Annotated in this window: 14 protein-coding genes; 11 read left to right on the forward strand and 3 right to left on the reverse strand. The window is 59.0% G+C overall.

What is annotated here, in order from left to right; genetic code table 11:
• Positions 1 to 24: 24 nt before the first annotated feature.
• Both ACZ5A6_RS14715 and ACZ5A6_RS14720 read right to left on the reverse strand, forming a co-directional pair.
• The gene (locus ACZ5A6_RS14715; protein WP_003511482.1) at positions 25 to 1056 is read right to left on the reverse strand and encodes a fatty acid desaturase; all 1032 of its coding nucleotides are present in this window, start codon (positions 1054 to 1056) and stop codon (positions 25 to 27) included.
• A 570-nt stretch (positions 1057 to 1626) separates the two neighbouring features.
• Positions 1627 to 2241 carry a TetR/AcrR family transcriptional regulator gene (locus ACZ5A6_RS14720; protein WP_019564940.1) on the reverse strand — a complete coding sequence of 205 codons (615 nt, stop codon included), beginning with the start codon at positions 2239 to 2241 and terminating at the stop codon, positions 1627 to 1629.
• A 306-nt stretch (positions 2242 to 2547) separates the two neighbouring features.
• Here ACZ5A6_RS14720 and ACZ5A6_RS14725 point away from each other — a divergent pair, with 306 nt between their 5' ends.
• The 4 genes from ACZ5A6_RS14725 (at position 2548) to ACZ5A6_RS14740 (ending at position 8711) form a co-directional block, all read left to right on the forward strand.
• The gene (locus tag ACZ5A6_RS14725; RefSeq protein WP_025595357.1) at positions 2548 to 3624 is read left to right on the forward strand and encodes an efflux RND transporter periplasmic adaptor subunit; all 1077 of its coding nucleotides are present in this window, start codon (positions 2548 to 2550) and stop codon (positions 3622 to 3624) included.
• Entirely contained in the window at positions 3624 to 4709 is a 1086-nt protein-coding gene (locus ACZ5A6_RS14730) for an efflux RND transporter periplasmic adaptor subunit (RefSeq protein WP_076845428.1), read from the forward strand. The genes ACZ5A6_RS14725 and ACZ5A6_RS14730 overlap by 1 nt, the downstream gene beginning before the upstream one ends.
• The gene (locus tag ACZ5A6_RS14735; RefSeq protein ID WP_112291819.1) at positions 4706 to 7777 is read left to right on the forward strand and encodes an efflux RND transporter permease subunit; all 3072 of its coding nucleotides are present in this window, start codon (positions 4706 to 4708) and stop codon (positions 7775 to 7777) included. Before ACZ5A6_RS14730 ends, ACZ5A6_RS14735 begins: the two co-directional genes overlap by 4 nt.
• Positions 7778 to 7994: 217 nt before the next feature.
• Entirely contained in the window at positions 7995 to 8711 is a 717-nt protein-coding gene (locus tag ACZ5A6_RS14740; protein ID WP_019564936.1) for a FadR/GntR family transcriptional regulator, read from the forward strand.
• On the opposite strand, the gene ACZ5A6_RS14745 is transcribed toward ACZ5A6_RS14740, so the two are convergent.
• Positions 8680 to 10092 carry an aspartate ammonia-lyase gene (locus tag ACZ5A6_RS14745; RefSeq protein ID WP_013761875.1) on the reverse strand — a complete coding sequence of 471 codons (1413 nt, stop codon included), beginning with the start codon at positions 10090 to 10092 and terminating at the stop codon, positions 8680 to 8682. The genes ACZ5A6_RS14740 and ACZ5A6_RS14745 overlap by 32 nt on opposite strands.
• Positions 10093 to 10381: 289 nt before the next feature.
• On the opposite strand from ACZ5A6_RS14745, the gene ACZ5A6_RS14750 reads away from it, so the two are divergent.
• The 7 genes from ACZ5A6_RS14750 (at position 10382) to kdpB (ending at position 17235) form a co-directional block, all read left to right on the forward strand.
• Positions 10382 to 11839, forward strand: coding sequence for an amino acid permease (locus ACZ5A6_RS14750; protein WP_013761874.1), 1458 nt, complete (start codon positions 10382 to 10384; stop codon positions 11837 to 11839).
• Positions 11836 to 12789, forward strand: a complete 954-nt coding sequence (locus ACZ5A6_RS14755; RefSeq protein ID WP_038494287.1) for an asparaginase — start codon at positions 11836 to 11838, stop codon at positions 12787 to 12789. Before ACZ5A6_RS14750 ends, ACZ5A6_RS14755 begins: the two co-directional genes overlap by 4 nt.
• Before the next feature lie 166 nt (positions 12790 to 12955).
• Entirely contained in the window at positions 12956 to 13093 is a 138-nt protein-coding gene (locus ACZ5A6_RS14760) for a hypothetical protein (protein WP_003497749.1), read from the forward strand.
• Between the two features lie 12 nt (positions 13094 to 13105).
• Positions 13106 to 13195, forward strand: coding sequence for a K(+)-transporting ATPase subunit F (gene kdpF, locus ACZ5A6_RS14765; protein WP_003511473.1), 90 nt, complete (start codon positions 13106 to 13108; stop codon positions 13193 to 13195).
• Positions 13196 to 13228: 33 nt separating this feature from the next.
• A complete protein-coding gene (gene kdpA, locus ACZ5A6_RS14770) occupies positions 13229 to 14932 on the forward strand; it encodes a potassium-transporting ATPase subunit KdpA (protein ID WP_003511472.1) in 1704 nt (567 codons plus the stop codon).
• Between the two features lie 9 nt (positions 14933 to 14941).
• Positions 14942 to 15106 carry a hypothetical protein gene (locus ACZ5A6_RS14775; protein ID WP_162995269.1) on the forward strand — a complete coding sequence of 55 codons (165 nt, stop codon included), beginning with the start codon at positions 14942 to 14944 and terminating at the stop codon, positions 15104 to 15106.
• 44 nt (positions 15107 to 15150) lie between these two features.
• On the forward strand, positions 15151 to 17235 hold the full coding sequence (gene kdpB / locus ACZ5A6_RS14780) for a potassium-transporting ATPase subunit KdpB (protein ID WP_035199695.1): 2085 nt from the start codon (positions 15151 to 15153) through the stop codon (positions 17233 to 17235).

A 17235-nucleotide genomic window follows, 5' to 3' on the forward strand; every position in this document is an offset into this window, starting at 1 on the left:
GTATTGCGTCGTTCCAGCTCTCGTCTATCGCGGTTGCTTTTCTGCCTCACGTAGCGAAATCAGCCGTTTGGTGGATTCGTCCCACAGAATGAGCTTTACGCAGCCCAGGCTGTCGCGAAGGCTGATGCGACCAAGTTTCGCAAGCTCCGGGTAGTCGTGCAGAATCTCTGGCAACCTGTAAAAAGGTACCTTGCTCGACAAATGGTGGACATGGTGCATGCCGATATTGCCGGTGATCCAACGCAGCGGACCCGGCAGATCGTAATACGAGGCGCCATGCATCGCCGCATGGGGAAAAGCCCATTCCGGAGGCTTGGACCAGTGGGTTTCTTCAAACTGGTGCTGGACATAAAACAGCCAGACACCTGCTGACCCGGCAAGCAGCACTATTGGCAGATGAACCAACAGAAAAGGCACGAGCCCTATCGCCCAGATAAGAAGAATGGCCAATACGGCCACACCGGCATTTGTTGCCATTGTCGAAATCCAGGGCAACGCTCCAGACCGCATCATGCCAAACGGTAGCCTTTGTTTGAACAGAAACAGGAAAGCAGGACCGATGCCGAACATCACTAGCGGATGCCTGTACAAGCGATAACCGAGTTTTCCGCGCGGGGAGAGCGCACGATATTCGGTCACGGTCAGAGTTGTAATGTCGCCAACCCCTCGCTCATCGAGATTGCCGGCTGACGCATGGTGTTCCGCATGCGCGCGGCGCCAATAGTCGTAGGGCGTCAGCGTCAGGATACCGATTGCGCGACCCGTCCAGTCATCCCAGCGACGGCGCCCGAAAAAAGAGCCGTGTCCGCAATCGTGTTGCAGTATGAAGAGCCTCAACAGGAATCCGGCTGCGGGGATCACCAGAAGCAGGCCAAGCCAGTAACCAAAATGAATCGATACCGACGCTGCTGCCCAAAGGAATACGAAGGGAACAAGCGTCACAGCAAGTTCGTACAAGCTGCGGCCGGTCCGGGGTTTGCGATAATTCGAAAGTATTTTAAGCAGGGCCTTTTCACTCGCGCCGCCAGGTAATTGGGCTGTTAACGTCGCGGTCATGGTTGATAGCAATCCTTCTGGTCGCCTGCATTTCGAAAAAAGTGTTCGCCGCGCTGGCGGTCGTTTTCTGGAATAGCCCGATCTCTAGCCAACACGCGTTGCCGCGGCGGTTCCGTGCTCTGCTCGGCGCGGGCATTCACTGTTTTGTTCATAAATGTTCGAGCTGTAAGCTCGCTCCTGAAATCTGAAACGGTTAATTAAGTCGATCTGCTCGGCGAGGATCTCGCACAACTCTGCGCGGCTGGAACCTGTTCTGTCTAATTGTACCGGCGCTGTTTGCACAGAGGGGCAGGGTGACCTCAAATTGATTGAAGGGTACTAGAATTTAATCGGCACTGGCATTCTCGCGCAGGAGCATAGCTCGACTCGGCAACTAAAATCGCTGAAAAGTTGGAGTGGTGAGCGGTTCTCGGCAGCAGGATGGCAATTACTCGTTCAAATACGAGCAATATGCTCGAGGCAACAAACCCTTACCGCAGCATTGTGGCTGTATCGCGCCCGACATGTAAGGTTTCTTGCGATGTATCAGATCGCAGCATCAGGGGTCATCGACTGGCAGGAGAGTGCCCCTTATGCCAGCAGCCCGCGCATGATCAGTTCGAGATGAATCTTCAGAACGACCTGCTTGTCCAGACTGCGCCGATCGTCGAAAATCAACCGGAAAACCAATGTTCCGACTATGGGTGACATGACGACCTTGGCCAGTTCGGTGGGGTTGGCTCTAAACCTTTTTTTCGCCACGCCCTCTTCGAGGATCGTATTGATCCGCTCGAATACCGGCGCCATCACCACGTCATGGTGCTGGTCGATGAGATCGGGAAATTTTGCTCCTTCCGCAACGATGAAGCGAAACAGTTCCCGCATCTTTCTATTGTCGACGAGGGCGTCGAACAGGAATTCAAGAAGCATCCGAAGCTCCTCGACGGGATCATCCGACGTGCGTGCATAAGCCTTGAATGCCTCCTGAAAAGGTGCCGAGGCATGCCTGATCATCGCCTCGAAAAGAGCCTCCTTGGTTTCGAAATAGACGTAGACCGTGCCTTTCGTCACTCCCACCCGCTCGGCAATGTCCTCCACCCGCGTGGCCGTAAATCCTCTCTTGGTGAATTCCTCGAATGCGGCGTCGAGAATTTCCAACGGACGTTGTATCTTCTGTTCTGCGCGTGTCAGTTTTGCTTTTGCCATAACCCCGGATCCCTACGTATTCTTTCGGCACTTGCCTTTTTACCCGTCGCAATCGGCGGAAATGACAGGTGGTTTGCCTATAGCACCGGCGTAAAAACCGGAATCGATTTTTACAAGACGTGGTGCGTGGTTCAATATGTCGGCACATCCCCCGATGCGTCCGAGAGGACGCGCCGGGCAATTCGGAATGATCATTCGGGGAGCCCGGTTTGACGTCCGGACGGTTCCCGATCGGCGACACAAGAATTTCATTGACTATTCAGTCAGTCAAATATTATAGGGTGAGGCGAAGATCAAGAGGTCACCATGAAAAGCATTCTTTTAGCAATGGCGGTCGGCGGCATTTTCGCCCTGTCGTCCTGCAGCAACGAAGAGCCGCCTGCTGAAAAGCCGTTGCGTGTCGTCGATGTGGTTGCGGCAGCGAAAAAGCCCGTCGGCCGTGGCAGCGTCATCACCGGTGAAGTAAGGGCACGGGTCCAGACGGACCTTTCCTTTCGGGTGAGCGGCAAGATCACCGAGCGGCTGGTGGATGTGGGTACCCCGGTAAAGGCCGGGCAATTGCTTGCTCGCATCGACCCGGAAGAGCAAAAGGCGGATATCGACGTTGCGGTGGCCAACCTGCAATCTGCCGAAGCGCAGATGACGCAGGCGCAGTTGGCATTCGATCGCCAGCAAAGTCTTTTCAAGACGCAGGTGACTTCGCGCTCCGCGGTCGACAAGGCGCAGGAAACCCTGCTCACCACACAAGGCGCCGTCAGATCGGCGCAGGCCCAGCTGGATACGGCGCGCGATGCGCTTTCCTACACCGAACTCAGGGCCGATGCGGATGGTGTGATCACCGCGCGCAATGTCGAAGTCGGTCAGGTGGCGCAGGCCGCTCAGCTCGTTTTCACGCTGGCGCATGACGGGCCGCGCGATGCGGTATTTGATGTCTACGAATCCCTGTTCCTCGAGCGCGATATCGACAATCTCGTCAATGTCAGCCTCCTGTCGGATCCCGCCCGCGCTGTCGAGGGACCGGTGCGGGAGATTTCCCCGACGATCGATCCCGACAATGGGACGATCCGGGTCAAGGTTGGCCTGAACGGCGATATGACCATGCCGCTCGGAGCACCGGTATCGGGTCATTTCCGCTTCAAGCAGGTGGAGGCGATTGAGCTTCCCTGGTCGGCAATGGCGTCGCAGAACGGCCTTCCCGCCGTCTGGGTGGTCGATGCGCAGTCCTCGGAAATCGCCATGCGCCGGGTTGAGGTCTCCGACTATGAGACGGGTCAATTCGTCGTGGCGGAAGGACTTCTTCCCGGCGATCTCGTCGTGACCAGCGGGACCAAATTTCTCCGTACCGGTGAAAAGGTCGCCTATGAAAAGGGGCAGGCACAATAATGTTCAGGATAAACAGAAGCTTGTTTTTGCTGCTTCCGGCGATTGCGGTCTCGTCCTGCCAGGAAAAGCAGGAAGCGCCCGCTGAGGCGCCGCGCCCGGTGCTCTCCGTTGTCGTTGGGGAGACGCGCGCCGATGCGCTGCGGCTGACCGGCACGGTGGAATCGAGAATTCAGACCGATCTCGGCTTTCGTGTTCTCGGCCGGATCATTGCCCGCAATGTCGATGTGGCCGATCTGGTCAAGAAAGGCGATGTGGTGGCCTCGATCGATCCGCTCGCGCTGGAACTTTCGGTAAAGAGCGCCCAATCCGATCTGTCCAACGCCGAAGCGCAACTGGCCAATGCGGTGACGACCGAGCAGCGTCAGCGCGTGCTGGCCGAGGCCCGCAGCGGCACGGAAGCAGCACTTGAAGAGGCCGAGCAGGCCACGCGAACGGCCAATGCCGCCGTCGCCAAAGCCCGTGCAAATCTTGATAAGGCCGAGGAGCAACTGGGCTATACGCAGCTGCACGCGGAATTTGACGGCGTGGTGACTGCGACATCCGGTGAAATTGGCCAGGTCGTCTCTGCCGGACAGACGGTCGTGACCATTGCCCGCCCGGAAGTGCGCGATGTTGTGGTCGATGTTCCGCAATTTGCGGCGCAGCGACTTGATATCGGATCGACCTTCGATATCGCCCTGCAACTGGACCCAAAGATACGCACCACCGGCGTGGTGCGTGAGATTGCCCCAGAAGCCGAAACCGCGACACGCACGCGCCGCACGAAAATCAGCCTTCAGGATGCGCCGCCGACATTCCGGCTCGGCTCGGTCGTCACGGCCTCGGCAGTTGCCGCCTCCGAATCGCAGATCATGCTCCCCTCGTCGGCCCTGCTGAAAACCGAAGACGGTTGGAGTGTCTGGATCGTCAATACCGATACGGCCACGGTCACCTCGCGCCCGGTCAAAATAGAGGGCGAGCCCGCTGAAGGCGGCAGTGTACGCATCACCGGCGGCGTCAAGCCCGGCGAACGTGTCGCCAGTGCCGGCGTTCACAAGCTTAAGGATGGTCAAGCCATCAGGATCGATCAGGAGGTCCATCAGTGAAGAAATTTAATCTTTCCGACTGGGCGCTCGAGCACCGTTCGCTCGTCTGGTACTTCATGCTGGTCTTCGTTCTTGCCGGTGTTTTCTCCTATCTCAACCTCGGACGTGAGGAAGATCCGAATTTCACCATCAAGACAATGGTGATCAGCGCGCAATGGCCCGGCGCTTCTGCGGAGGAAGTGGCCAGGCAGGTGACCGACAGGATCGAGAAGAAGCTCGAGGAGCTCGACAATCTCGACTATCTTCGCAGCCAGACAGTGGCTGGCAAGACGACGATTTTCGTGGAACTCGTGCCGGAAACCAAAGCCAAGAATGTTGAACCCACCTGGGTGCGCGTGCGTAACATGATCGGCGACATCAAGGGCGACTTCCCCTCGGGCGTTGTCGGCCCGTTCTTCAACGACCGTTTCGGCGATGTTTATGGCAATATCTACGCCTTCACCAGCGACGGTCTCAGCCAGCGGCAATTGCGCGATCTGGTGGAGGACGCGCGTGCCAAGGTTCTGACTGTCGATAATATCGGCAAGGTTGATGTCATCGGCGCGCAGGACGAGGCGATCTATCTGGAGTTTTCCACGCGGCAGATCGCAGCGCTGGGAATCGATCAGCAATCGATCATCAAGACGCTGCAAGCCCAGAATGCTGTCACCCAGTCCGGCTTCGTCAATGCCGGGCCGGAACGTGTTGCGCTGCGTGTCAGCGGCCAGTTCACCTCGGAAGACAGCCTTCGCGCCATCAATCTGCGCGTCAACAACCGGTTCTTCCCGCTGACGGAAGTGGCGACGATCCGGCGCGGTTATGTCGATCCGCCGTCTTCGCTGTTCCGCTTTAACGGGCAACCGGCCATCGGTCTTGCCATAGGCATGAAAACCGGTGCGAACCTCGTGCATTTCGGCGAGGAGCTGGATGCACAGATGAAGCGTATCGTGGCGGACCTGCCTGTTGGCGTCGATGTGCATCGCGTGTCCGATCAGCCGGCCGTGGTCGATGAGGCGGTCTCCGGCTTCACTTCGGCGCTGTTCGAGGCAATTGCAATCGTTCTCGTCATCAGCTTCATAAGCCTCGGATTGCGGGCGGGCATGGTGGTTGCGGTCTCTATACCGCTCGTGCTGGCGATCACCTTCGTCTACATGGAATATACCGGCATTTCGCTGCAACGCATCTCTCTCGGCGCGCTTATCATCGCGCTCGGGCTTCTCGTCGACGATGCTATGATTGCTGTCGAGATGATGGTCGCACGCCTCGAGGTCGGCGACGATCTCAGAAAAGCGGCGACCTATGTTTATACTTCGACCGCATTCCCGATGCTGACCGGTACGTTGGTCACCGTTGCCGGCTTCATTCCCGTCGGCCTCAACAACAGCGCGGCGGGTGAGTTCACATTCACCCTGTTCGTGGTGATCGCCGTTTCGCTGATCGTATCGTGGATTGTCGCGGTTGTGTTCACGCCACTGCTTGGCGTGGCGATGTTGCCCAAGACGATGAAATCGCACCATGAGAAGAAGGGCCGTTTTGCCTCTGGCTTTTCCTGGCTTCTATCCCGGGCGCTGCGCTTTCGTTGGGTTACGATCATCCTCACGGTTGCGTTGTTTGCCATTTCCGTTGGCGGCATGAGCCTCGTGCAGCAGCAGTTCTTCCCGGCCTCCGACCGTGTGGAACTGATCGTGGACTGGAACCTGCCACAGAACAGCTCGATTGCCGAAACCAACCGGCAGATGGCACAGTTCGAGCAGGAAGCGCTGGCGAAAAACCCTGACATCGACCACTGGACGACCTATGTCGGTGAAGGCGCACCACGTTTCATCCTCTCCTTTGACGTGCAGACGCCTGATGTCACCTTCGGCCAGACGATCATCGTCACCAAGGGGCTTGATGTGCGCGACAAGGTGCGCGCTGAGTTGCAGGACTATCTGAACCGGACGTTTACCGGCACCGACGCCTTCGTGAAATTGCTCGACATCGGCCCTCCGGTCGGAAAGCCGGTGCAATATCGCTTGAGCGGTCCGGATATCCAGCATGTCCGCGAACTCGGCCAGCAGCTGGCGGGCATCGTCGGCGAACATCGGCTGCTGTCCAACATGGTCATGGACTGGAATGAGCCGACGCGGGTGGTCAAGGTCGACGTTTTGCAGGACAAGGCCCGCCAGCTCGGTGTCTCTTCGGAAGACATCGCCAATGCCATGAACAGCATTGTCGAGGGTTCCACCGTGACGCAGGTCAGGGATGATATCTACCTCGTCAATGTGGTGGCGCGTGCGCAGCTGGCGGAGCGCGGCTCCATCGAAACATTGCAGAACCTGCAATTGCCGGCCACGAACGGCAAGGCCGTGCCGCTGTCGGCAATCGCCAATTTCCGCTACGAGCTGGAACAGCCGACCATCTGGCGTCGCGACAGAATTCCGACAGTCACGGTCAAGGCTGCCATCATCGGCCCGACGCAGCCGGCGACGATCGTGGAGCAGTTGAAGCCGAAACTCGAGGCTTTCGAAAAGTCGCTCCCCGTGGGGTACAAGGTGGAAATAGGTGGCTCGGTGGAATCCAGCGCGGATTCGCAGGCGCCAATCGTAGCCGTGGTGCCTCTGATGCTGTTTGCGATGGCAACGATCCTTATGGTTCAGTTGCAGAGCTTCAGCCGGCTGTTTCTTGTCTTTGCCGTTGCCCCGACGGCGCTGATCGGCGTGGTGGCAGCGCTGCTGCTCTCCAACGCGCCGATGGGTTTCGTCGCCATTCTCGGCATATTGGCACTGATCGGTATTCTGATCCGAAACTCGGTCATTCTCGTCGTTCAGATCGAACATCTCAGAAGCGAGGGGGTCTCGGCCTGGCATGCCGTCATCGAGGCGACCGAGCATCGCATGCGACCGATCATGCTGACGGCTGCGGCGGCAACACTTGCTCTCATCCCCATATCTCGGGAGATATTCTGGGGTCCGATGGCCTATGCCATGATGGGCGGCATCGTGGTTGGCACGGCGCTCACGCTGCTGTTCCTTCCGGCACTCTATGTCGCGTGGTTCCGCATTCCGCGCGAGCATGACAAACAGGAAGTTCAGGAAATCAAGACGTAATTTCCTGCGAGACAGCCACACCCTCGTGATCGCGAGGGTGTGGCGCCGGCAAAGCCACTGTCCCGCTTAAATTCTGCAAATGTGCCCGCCATCGTTGTTCCTTCGGCGCAGATAGTGTTAGGAAGATCGGCTTAGCTGCGGGAGCGGCGCTGTCCTTCAATAGATAAGCGTTTGCTTCTGCGTCGTTGACAGACCAAGGGTGCCGGAGGGTTCAAGGATGGGCGGGTTGTCGGATTGGCTTGCGGACGCAAAGCCGATCAATCGCAAGAATGCCGCAGAAGTGGTGTTCGAAGATATCCGTTCGGCCATCACCTCTGGTCAGCTCGTGGTCGGAACCCGGCTGCCCTCCGAAGCCCATCTGGCGGAAAGATATGGTGTCAGCCGGCCGATCGTGCGCGAGGCGTTGCGATCTCTCCAGACTCTGGGGTTGACGCAGACGCGCACGGGTAGCGGCACCTATGTAATGACCGCCACACCGCCTGCTGAATTGAGTTACGGAGCATATTCCGCCCGTGATCTGATCGAGGCACGCCCCTTCATCGAGGTGCCGGCGGCCGGTTGGGCGGCGCTGCGGCGCACGGATGCCCAACTAGAGACCCTGCTCGAACTCTGCGACAGGATGGAGGCTGAGGAAAGGCCGCATCCGTGGGTGCTGCTGGACGGGCAGTTTCATTGCGCCATTGCGGAAGCCTCGTCCAATGCACTGTTTGCCAAGGTTGTGGCCGATGCGCGCGAGGCTCTTTCCCAACAGTCCGAGATGGTCAACCTGATGGCTGGCCGGCGCGTTGCATCGAATTTGGAGCACCGCCGGATCGTCGAGGCGATCCGGCGGGGTTCATCCCCCGATGCGCGCGAAGCGATGGAGCTTCATCTGGGTCAGGTGAAGCAAGTGGTAACGACCATTATTGGAGAAGATCGGGCTCGACACCCGTGAGCGCGGGTAGGTTGGCGAGGTGGCGGGGGCTCAGTGCCTGCTGAAGTTGCGCCTCTGTCAGATAGCCGCGCTCCAGCACCACCTGCGGGACGGTGCGGCCGCTAGCCAGCGCCTCCTTTGCGACGTCAGTTGCTGCATAGTATCCGATAAGCGGGTTAAGCGCGGTTGCGAGACCGATCGATTCCTCCACACGCTGTGCCATGATGGCGGGATTGGCGACGATGCCATCGACACAACGTGCCGCCAAAGTCCGGCAAGCGGCGCTTAGCTGGCTGATGCTCTGGGAAAGGGCACGCACCATGATCGGCTCGAAGGCGTTCAGCTGAAGCTGCCCGGCTTCGGCGGCCATTGTGATGGTGATGTCGTTGCCGATTACCGCATAAGCCACCTGATTGACCATTTCGGGAATGACCGGATTGATCTTGCCCGGCATGATGCTCGACCCTGCCTGAACGGAGGGCAGGGTGATTTCGCCGATGCCGGCGCGTGGGCCGGAAGAGAGCAGGCGAAGGTCGTTGCAGGTTTTTGACAGTTTGACGGCGACACGTTTCAACACGCCAGACAGATGCACAAATGCGCCGGGGTCCTGCGTCGCTTCGATCAGGTCGGCGGCCGTCACCAGCGGGCGTCCGGTCAACCGCGCCAGATGCTGGCAGGCAAGCGCCGCATAACCTCGCGGTGCATTGAGCCCGGTGCCGATGGCGGTGGCGCCGAGATTGATCTCGTGCAGCAGGGCTGCGGATTCGATGAGGCGGGCCTGATCCTCACCCAGCATCACCACGAAAGTGCGGAACTCCTGACCGAGCGTCATCGGCACGGCATCCTGCAATTGCGTCCGTCCCAGCTTGATGAAGCCGGAAAACTCCTGTGCCTTGCGATCGAACGCGTCTTTCAACACACCCATCGAAGCCGCGAGATCGTCGATCGCTTCGATCATTCCTACATTGACCGCCGTCGGATAAGCATCGTTGGTTGACTGGCTGAGATTGACGTGGTCGTTTGGGTGAAGGTGGGCATAATCGCCTTTCGCGTGGCCGAGCAGTTCAAGTGCCCGGTTGGCGATGACCTCGTTGGCGTTCATGTTGGTGGAAGTGCCAGCACCGCCCTGAATTTCATCCACGACGAACTGCTCGTGAAGCGCACCCTCACGAATTTCGCGGCAGGCTCTGACGATTGCTTCCATTCGCTCCCGGTCAAGCAAGCCAAGCTCGTGATTGGCGAGGGCGGCGGCCTCCTTCACATAGGCCAGTCCCCTGACGAGATAGGGGTTGTGGCCGATCGTTACGCCGGTGATCTGAAAGTTCTCCACCGCGCGCGCCGTGTGCACGCCCCAATAAACATCTGCCGGAATTTCCTTCGTTCCGAGCAAATCATGCTCCATGCGCGTCACGCCCACTTTTTCCTCCAATAGCTCAAAGCGTTACCTAAATCTGTAAAGCTGTCTTACAGATTTTTCGACCTTAATCCTTCGCCGTACGAAGGTCAATAATGCTTCGATCCCCTTGACGAACGGCATTCTCTGCAATTATGAGGGCAAAAATCTGTCATGCAGCTTTACAGCGATGCATGAGCTTGCTGGTGCTGTATCCAGCACCGAGCATGCCAGTTCCAATTATGATTTCCGGCGTATCGCCGACTGCAAAGCAAATTCATTGGGAGGAGAAATATCAATGAAATCTGTAAAAACGGCACCTGCCGAACGCGAGGTCTTCACGGAAGAAGACCTCGGATACCACAAGGCACTCAAACCGCGTCAGATCCAGATGATCGCGATTGGTGGCGCAATTGGCACCGGGCTGTTCCTGGGCGCCGGTGGACGGCTGGCGCAGGCCGGTCCGGCGCTGGTGTTCGTTTATGCGCTTTGCGGCTTCTTTGCGTTTCTGGTGCTGCGTGCACTTGGCGAACTAATCATGCATCGCCCGAGTTCCGGCTCGTTCGTGTCCTATGCCCGCGAGTTCTATGGCGAGAAGATGGCTTTCTTTGCCGGCTGGATGTATTGGTTGAACTGGGCAATGACCTCGGTGGCCGATGTGACCGCCGTTGCGCTCTATATGAACTTCTTCAAGCACTACGTCCCCTGGCTGGCGGGCATCGACCAATGGGTGTTTGCACTTACGGCACTTCTGGTCGTGCTGGCGATGAACATGCTGTCGGTGAAGGTTTTTGGCGAGCTTGAGTTCTGGTTCAGCCTGATCAAGGTGCTGGCGCTTGCGATCTTCCTCGTCGTTGGCGTCTATTTCGTCATCTTTGGCACGCCCATTGAAGGGCATGTGACAGGCTTCAGCATTATCACCGACAATGGCGGCTTCTTCCCGAACGGCATTCTTCCCGCCTTCGTCATCATTCAGGGAGTAGTGTTCGCGTACGCCTCGATCGAACTGATCGGCACGGCGGCAGGGGAAACCGAAGACCCGCGCAAGGTCATGCCCCGTGCCATCCGTGCCGTGGTGCTGCGCCTCGTGGTGTTTTATGTCGGCTCGGTATTGCTGTTCACGCTGCTTCTGCCTTATACCGCCTATAAGGCTGGCGAGAGCCCCTTCGTTACCTTCTTCGGTTCCATCGGTGTTCAGGGTGCGGATGTGATCATGAACCTTGTGGTGCTAACCGCCGTGTTGTCTTCGCTCAATGCCGGGCTTTATTCTACCGGCCGTATTCTTCATTCGATGGCGGTCTCCGGATCGGCGCCGGCAGCGCTGGCAAAGATGAACAAGGCCGGCGTGCCCTATGGCGGTATTGCGGTGACCGCCGCCGTCACCGTTCTCGGTGTGGCGCTGAACGCCGTCGTGCCAGCTGCGGCCTTCGAAATTGCACTCAACCTGTCGGCGCTCGGCATCATCTGCGCATGGGCCGTCATCGTGCTCTGCCAGCTCAAACTCTGGCAGCTTTCCAGGCGCGGCGAACTGGCTCGCCCGGATTTCCGCATGTTCGGTGCGCCTTACACTGGCATTCTCACACTCGTCTTCCTGTTCGGCGTGCTGGTGCTGATGGCTTTTGATTACCCTGTCGGCTCGTGGACCATCGCTTCGCTGCTGGTCATCATCCCGGCGCTGGTCATCGGCTGGTATATGCTGCGCGACCGTATCCACCGTCTGGCCGGCGAACGTGCAGGCGTGGGAGCATCGCATTGAGCGGGCATGGTGAAGCTCCACTGGTGGCGGTCATCGCCACCGGTGGTACCATCGCCAGCAGGCGCGGCGCCGATGGCGCCAGCACACCAAGCCTTTCGGGTGAAGACTTGCTTGCACTGGTTCCGCAAATCAACGCGAGGCTGAAGCCGGTCGATCTGATGGCGAAGGATTCCTCCAGCCTGACATTGGCCGACATGCAGCGCATCAGCGATGCGGTAGGCGTGGAGCTCAATGATCCCGCTGTCACCGGTGTCGTCGTTCTGCATGGAACCGATGCGATGGAAGAATCCTCGCTGCTCGTGCATTTGCAGCATGCTATCACCAAGCCGGTTGTCTTCACCGGCGCACAGTTTACGGCCGACCATCCGAATGCGGACGGGCCGTCCAATCTGGCCGCGGCCATAGAAACGGCGCTTGATCAGACGAATGCCGAACGCGGCGTGCTTTTATCCTTCGGTGGCAGATGTCTGCCGGCATGGGGGCTGTACAAGCTGAGCGCGGATGCGGCGGATGCGTTCCGCTCTGCGCGGCCGGCGGCCCATGCCGCAGCGCTGGAGCTTGCTGTGCCCCTCGCCGATCTGCGGGTTGATATCGTTGCCATTTATCCCGGTTGTGATGCCGCCCATATCGAGGCAAGCCTGCAGGCCGGTGCGGATGGGATCGTGCTTGCCGCACTTGGCTCCGGCAACGCCAATCCGGGCATCGCTGTGGCGGTGAAGCGCTGTGCCGAGCGAGGCGTTCCCGTTGTCGTCTCCAGCAGGGTCCCGGAAGGACTGCTGGTGGCGAGTTACGGCGGTGGCGGCGGCGGTCACGATCTGGTCGCGGCCGGTGCCATCCATTCGTCAACGCTGCGCCCCGGACAGGCGCGTATACTGCTTGCGGCGCTGATTGCCGCCAACAGCCCGGCGGAAAAGATCGTTTCCGCGTTCAAAGACGGCTCGCTCTCTTAAGCAGCGGCTGCAAGGCCCGCATTGGCGAGCATCGAAATTCCTATGGGATTCCTATTTTATTCCATCTGCCGCCGTCTCGAACCTTTATGCGGTTCGGGTGCATTCTTCTGTGCGGGAAGGGATGGTGTTTCTTCCCAGCCAGAAAGAATGAAAAGCGACGTCCCACATGACGGCGCTTTTCTTCCTGTCCGGCTCCTCGGTTAAAAAAGGAGTCCCATCGATGATGGACGTTATTCTGATCGGCGCAGCCACGGTGTTTTTCGCGCTCTGCTTTGCCTATACGCGCGCCTGCGACCGGCTTTAGGCGGAGGTCGAGATGTTATTCGACTATGTTTTGAGCGGTGCCGTCACCGTCTTTATCGCCGCCTACCTCACCTATGCTCTCATTCGCCCCGAACGCTTCTGATCGGGAAGCGGCGGCTATTGAAAGTTCAATACCATGACCCTCAATGGATGGTTTCAGATCCTGCTTTTCTGCGGGATCGTTGTCGCGCTGGTGAAGCCTCTCGGCTTCTATATGGCGCGAGTCTTCAATGGCGAACGCACCCTGCTTTCGCCGGTTCTCGCACCCGTCGAGCGCGGCCTGTATGCCCTTGCCGGGACAAGCGAGCGCGAAGAACAGCACTGGACGACCTATGCGTTTTCCATGCTCCTCTTCAACCTCTTCGGTTTTGCCCTGCTTTACGCCCTGATGCGCTTTCAGGGTATGTTGCCATATAATCCGGAAGGAATGGCAGCAGTCGGGCCGGAACTGTCTTTCAACACGGCAGTCAGCTTCGTCACCAACACCAACTGGCAGAACTATGGTGGCGAAAGCACCATGTCCTATCTGACCCAGATGGCTGGTTTCACCGTGCAGAACTTTGTTTCTGCCGCGACGGGCATGGCGATTGCAATCGGGCTAATCCGCGCCTTCGCGCGCGCTTCCGGCAAGGCCATCGGCAATTTCTGGGTGGATATGGTGCGCTCGACGCTCTACATCCTGCTGCCCGCCTGTATCGTGCTGACCCTGGTTTACGTATGGCTCGGCGTGCCGCAGACGCTTGGCGCTTATGTCGGCGCCCAGACGCTTGAAGGCGCGCGGCAGACGATCGCAGTCGGCCCGGTAGCGTCGCAGCTGGCGATCAAGATGCTCGGCACCAATGGCGGCGGTTTCTTCAATGCCAATTCCGCGCATCCGTTCGAAAACCCTGATGCCATCTCCAACATGATCCAGATGGTGTCGATCTTCGCGATCGGTGCTGCCTTCACCAACGTCTTCGGCCGTATGGTCGGCAACACCCGTCAAGGCTGGGCAATCCTTGCTGCCATGGGTGTTCTGTTCATCGCCGGTGTTGCAGTGACCTATTGGGCGGAAGCAGCCGGAAATCCGCTGATGCACAGCTTCGGCCTTGCCGGAAGCAACATGGAAGGCAAGGAAGCTCGCTTCGGCGTGGCACTCTCGTCGCTCTTTGCGGTCATCACCACCGCTGCCTCCTGCGGTGCGGTCAACGCCATGCATGGTAGCTTCACGGCGCTCGGTGGTCTCATTCCGCTCATCAACATGCAACTGGGTGAGGTAATCGTCGGCGGCGTTGGCGCGGGTTTCTATGGCATTCTTCTCTTCATCATCATCGCCATTTTCGTGGCGGGGCTGATGGTCGGGCGCACGCCGGAGTATCTCGGCAAGAAGATAGAGGCCAAGGAGATGAAGATGGCGGTTCTGGCCATTCTCTGCCTGCCGCTCGCCATGCTGGTTTTCACAGCCACCGCCACAATTCTGCCCTCGGCGGTCGCGTCGGTCGGCACAGCCGGACCGCACGGGTTCTCCGAGATTCTTTATGCCTATACCTCGGCTGCTGCCAACAACGGCTCTGCCTTCGGCGGCCTCACGGGCAACACGACCTGGTACAACATCACGCTTGGTTTTGGCATGTTGATGGGACGTTTTCTGGTGATCATCCCGGCGTTGGCGATTGCCGGCTCGCTGGTTACCAAAAAGACCGTTCCGGCATCAGCCGGCACCTTCCCCACGGACGGCCCGCTCTTCGTCGGTCTGCTCGTCGGCACGATCGTGGTCGTCGGTGGCCTCACCTTCCTGCCGGCCCTGGCGCTTGGTCCGGTCGTGGAACATCTGGTCATGGCCGCCGGCCAGGTATTTTGAGGTGGTGCCATGACGAAGGATACTCCCCGACGTAACCGCACCCTTCCTGTCCGCACTGGCGCTCCTGTTCACGGGAGCGCCGGCCCGGGCGGCTGGTGCGCATCCAATCTCATTCTTGCAATGATGGCGGCTCTGTTCGCCGCCGTCTGCGCTCTCGAAGTTCTCACGGGCTGATCGACCCTCATCGGTCGCCCTGTTTCAAACGCTGGAGTCTCTTCATGAGCCAGTCCAAACAAGCGAGCATCCTTGATTCTCGCATTCTCGTTCCGGCAATTGCCGACGCATTCAAAAAGCTCAATCCGCGCACGCTTGCGCGCAATCCGGTCATGTTCGTCGTGGCAACGGTATCGGTGCTGACAACCGTGCTGTTCGTTCGCGATCTCATCATCGGCAATGCAAATCTCGGCTTTTCCTTCCAGATCAATCTGTGGCTTTGGTTCACCGTTCTCTTCGCCAATTTTGCCGAGGCCGTAGCCGAAGGGCGCGGCAAGGCGCAGGCGGATTCGCTGCGGAAAACCCGCACGGAAACCCAGGCGAAACTTCTGACAGGTGATGATCGTAGCCAATACACGATGGTAGCTGGCGCTGGCCTCAAGGTGAACGATGTCGTTCTCGTCGAGGCTGGCGACATCATTCCGTCCGACGGTGAAGTCATCGAAGGTGTTGCCTCAGTCAATGAAGCGGCAATAACGGGCGAATCCGCCCCTGTTATCCGCGAATCCGGCGGCGATCGCTCGGCCGTCACCGGTGGTACGCAGGTGCTGTCGGACTGGATAAGGGTTCGCATCACCGCTGCTGCCGGCTCCACCTTCCTCGACCGGATGATTTCGCTCGTTGAAGGCGCCGAGCGCCAGAAGACGCCGAACGAAATCGCGCTCAACATTCTGCTTGCGGGCATGACGCTCATCTTCGTTCTGGCCACCGCGACCATTCCGAGCTTTGCGGCCTATGCCGGTGGCTCCATCCCGATCATCGTGCTGGTGGCGCTGTTCGTGACGCTCATCCCGACGACCATCGGCGCTCTCTTGTCGGCGATCGGCATTGCCGGCATGGACAGGCTGGTGCGTTTCAACGTGCTTGCCATGTCCGGCCGCGCGGTGGAAGCCGCCGGCGACGTCGACACGCTGCTGCTCGACAAGACCGGCACGATAACGCTCGGCAACCGCCAGGCAACCGAATTCCGCCCCGTCACCGGTGTTTCCGAACAGGAACTGGCCGATGCGGCGCAGCTTGCATCGCTTGCCGACGAAACGCCGGAAGGCCGTTCCATCGTCGTTCTCGCCAAGGAAAAATACGGCATCCGTGCCCGCGACATGCAGAAACTGCACGCCACTTTCGTGCCCTTCACCGCCCAGACCCGCATGAGCGGTGTGGATTTCGAAGGCTCTTCCATTCGCAAGGGGGCTGTCGATGCCGTTCTTTCCTATGTCGATGGGGGTGTTACGCAGCAAGGCAATACGGCGCTTGCCGTTAAAACCGAAACGGATGTAACGCGCGACATCCGCACGATCGCGGAAGAGATAGCCAAGACAGGCGGCACACCGCTTGCCGTCGTGCGCGACGGTAAGCTGCTCGGCGTCGTGCAGCTGAAGGATATCGTCAAGGGCGGCATTCGCGAGCGTTTCGCCGAACTTCGCCGCATGGGCATCCGCACGGTGATGATCACCGGCGACAATCCCATGACGGCCGCTGCCATCGCGGCGGAAGCAGGGGTGGACGATTTCCTCGCCCAGGCGACCCCGGAAAACAAGCTGGAGCTTATCCGCGAGGAACAGGCCAAGGGCAAGCTCGTCGCCATGTGCGGTGACGGCACGAACGATGCGCCCGCACTGGCGCAGGCCGATGTGGGTGTCGCCATGAACACCGGCACGGTCGCAGCGCGCGAGGCTGGCAACATGGTCGATCTCGACAGCGATCCGACGAAGCTCATCGAAATCGTCGAAATCGGCAAGCAATTGCTGATGACGCGCGGCGCGCTCACCACATTCTCCATCGCCAACGACATCGCCAAATATTTCGCCATCATCCCGGCAATGTTCCTGGCCTTCTATCCGCAGCTTGGCGTGCTGAATGTCATGGGTCTTTCGACACCGCAAAGTGCGATCCTGTCTGCCATCATCTTCAACGCGCTCATCATCATCGCGCTCATCCCGCTCTCGCTGAAGGGCGTCAAATACCGCCCGATCGGGGCCGGGGCGCTGCTGTCGCGCAATCTCGTCATCTATGGTCTGGGCGGCATCATCGTGCCCTTCATCGGCATCAAGGCCATTGACCTCGCCATTACGGCGCTTGGTCTCGCCTGA

Source organism: Agrobacterium sp. 6Ca8, assembly GCF_055382765.1.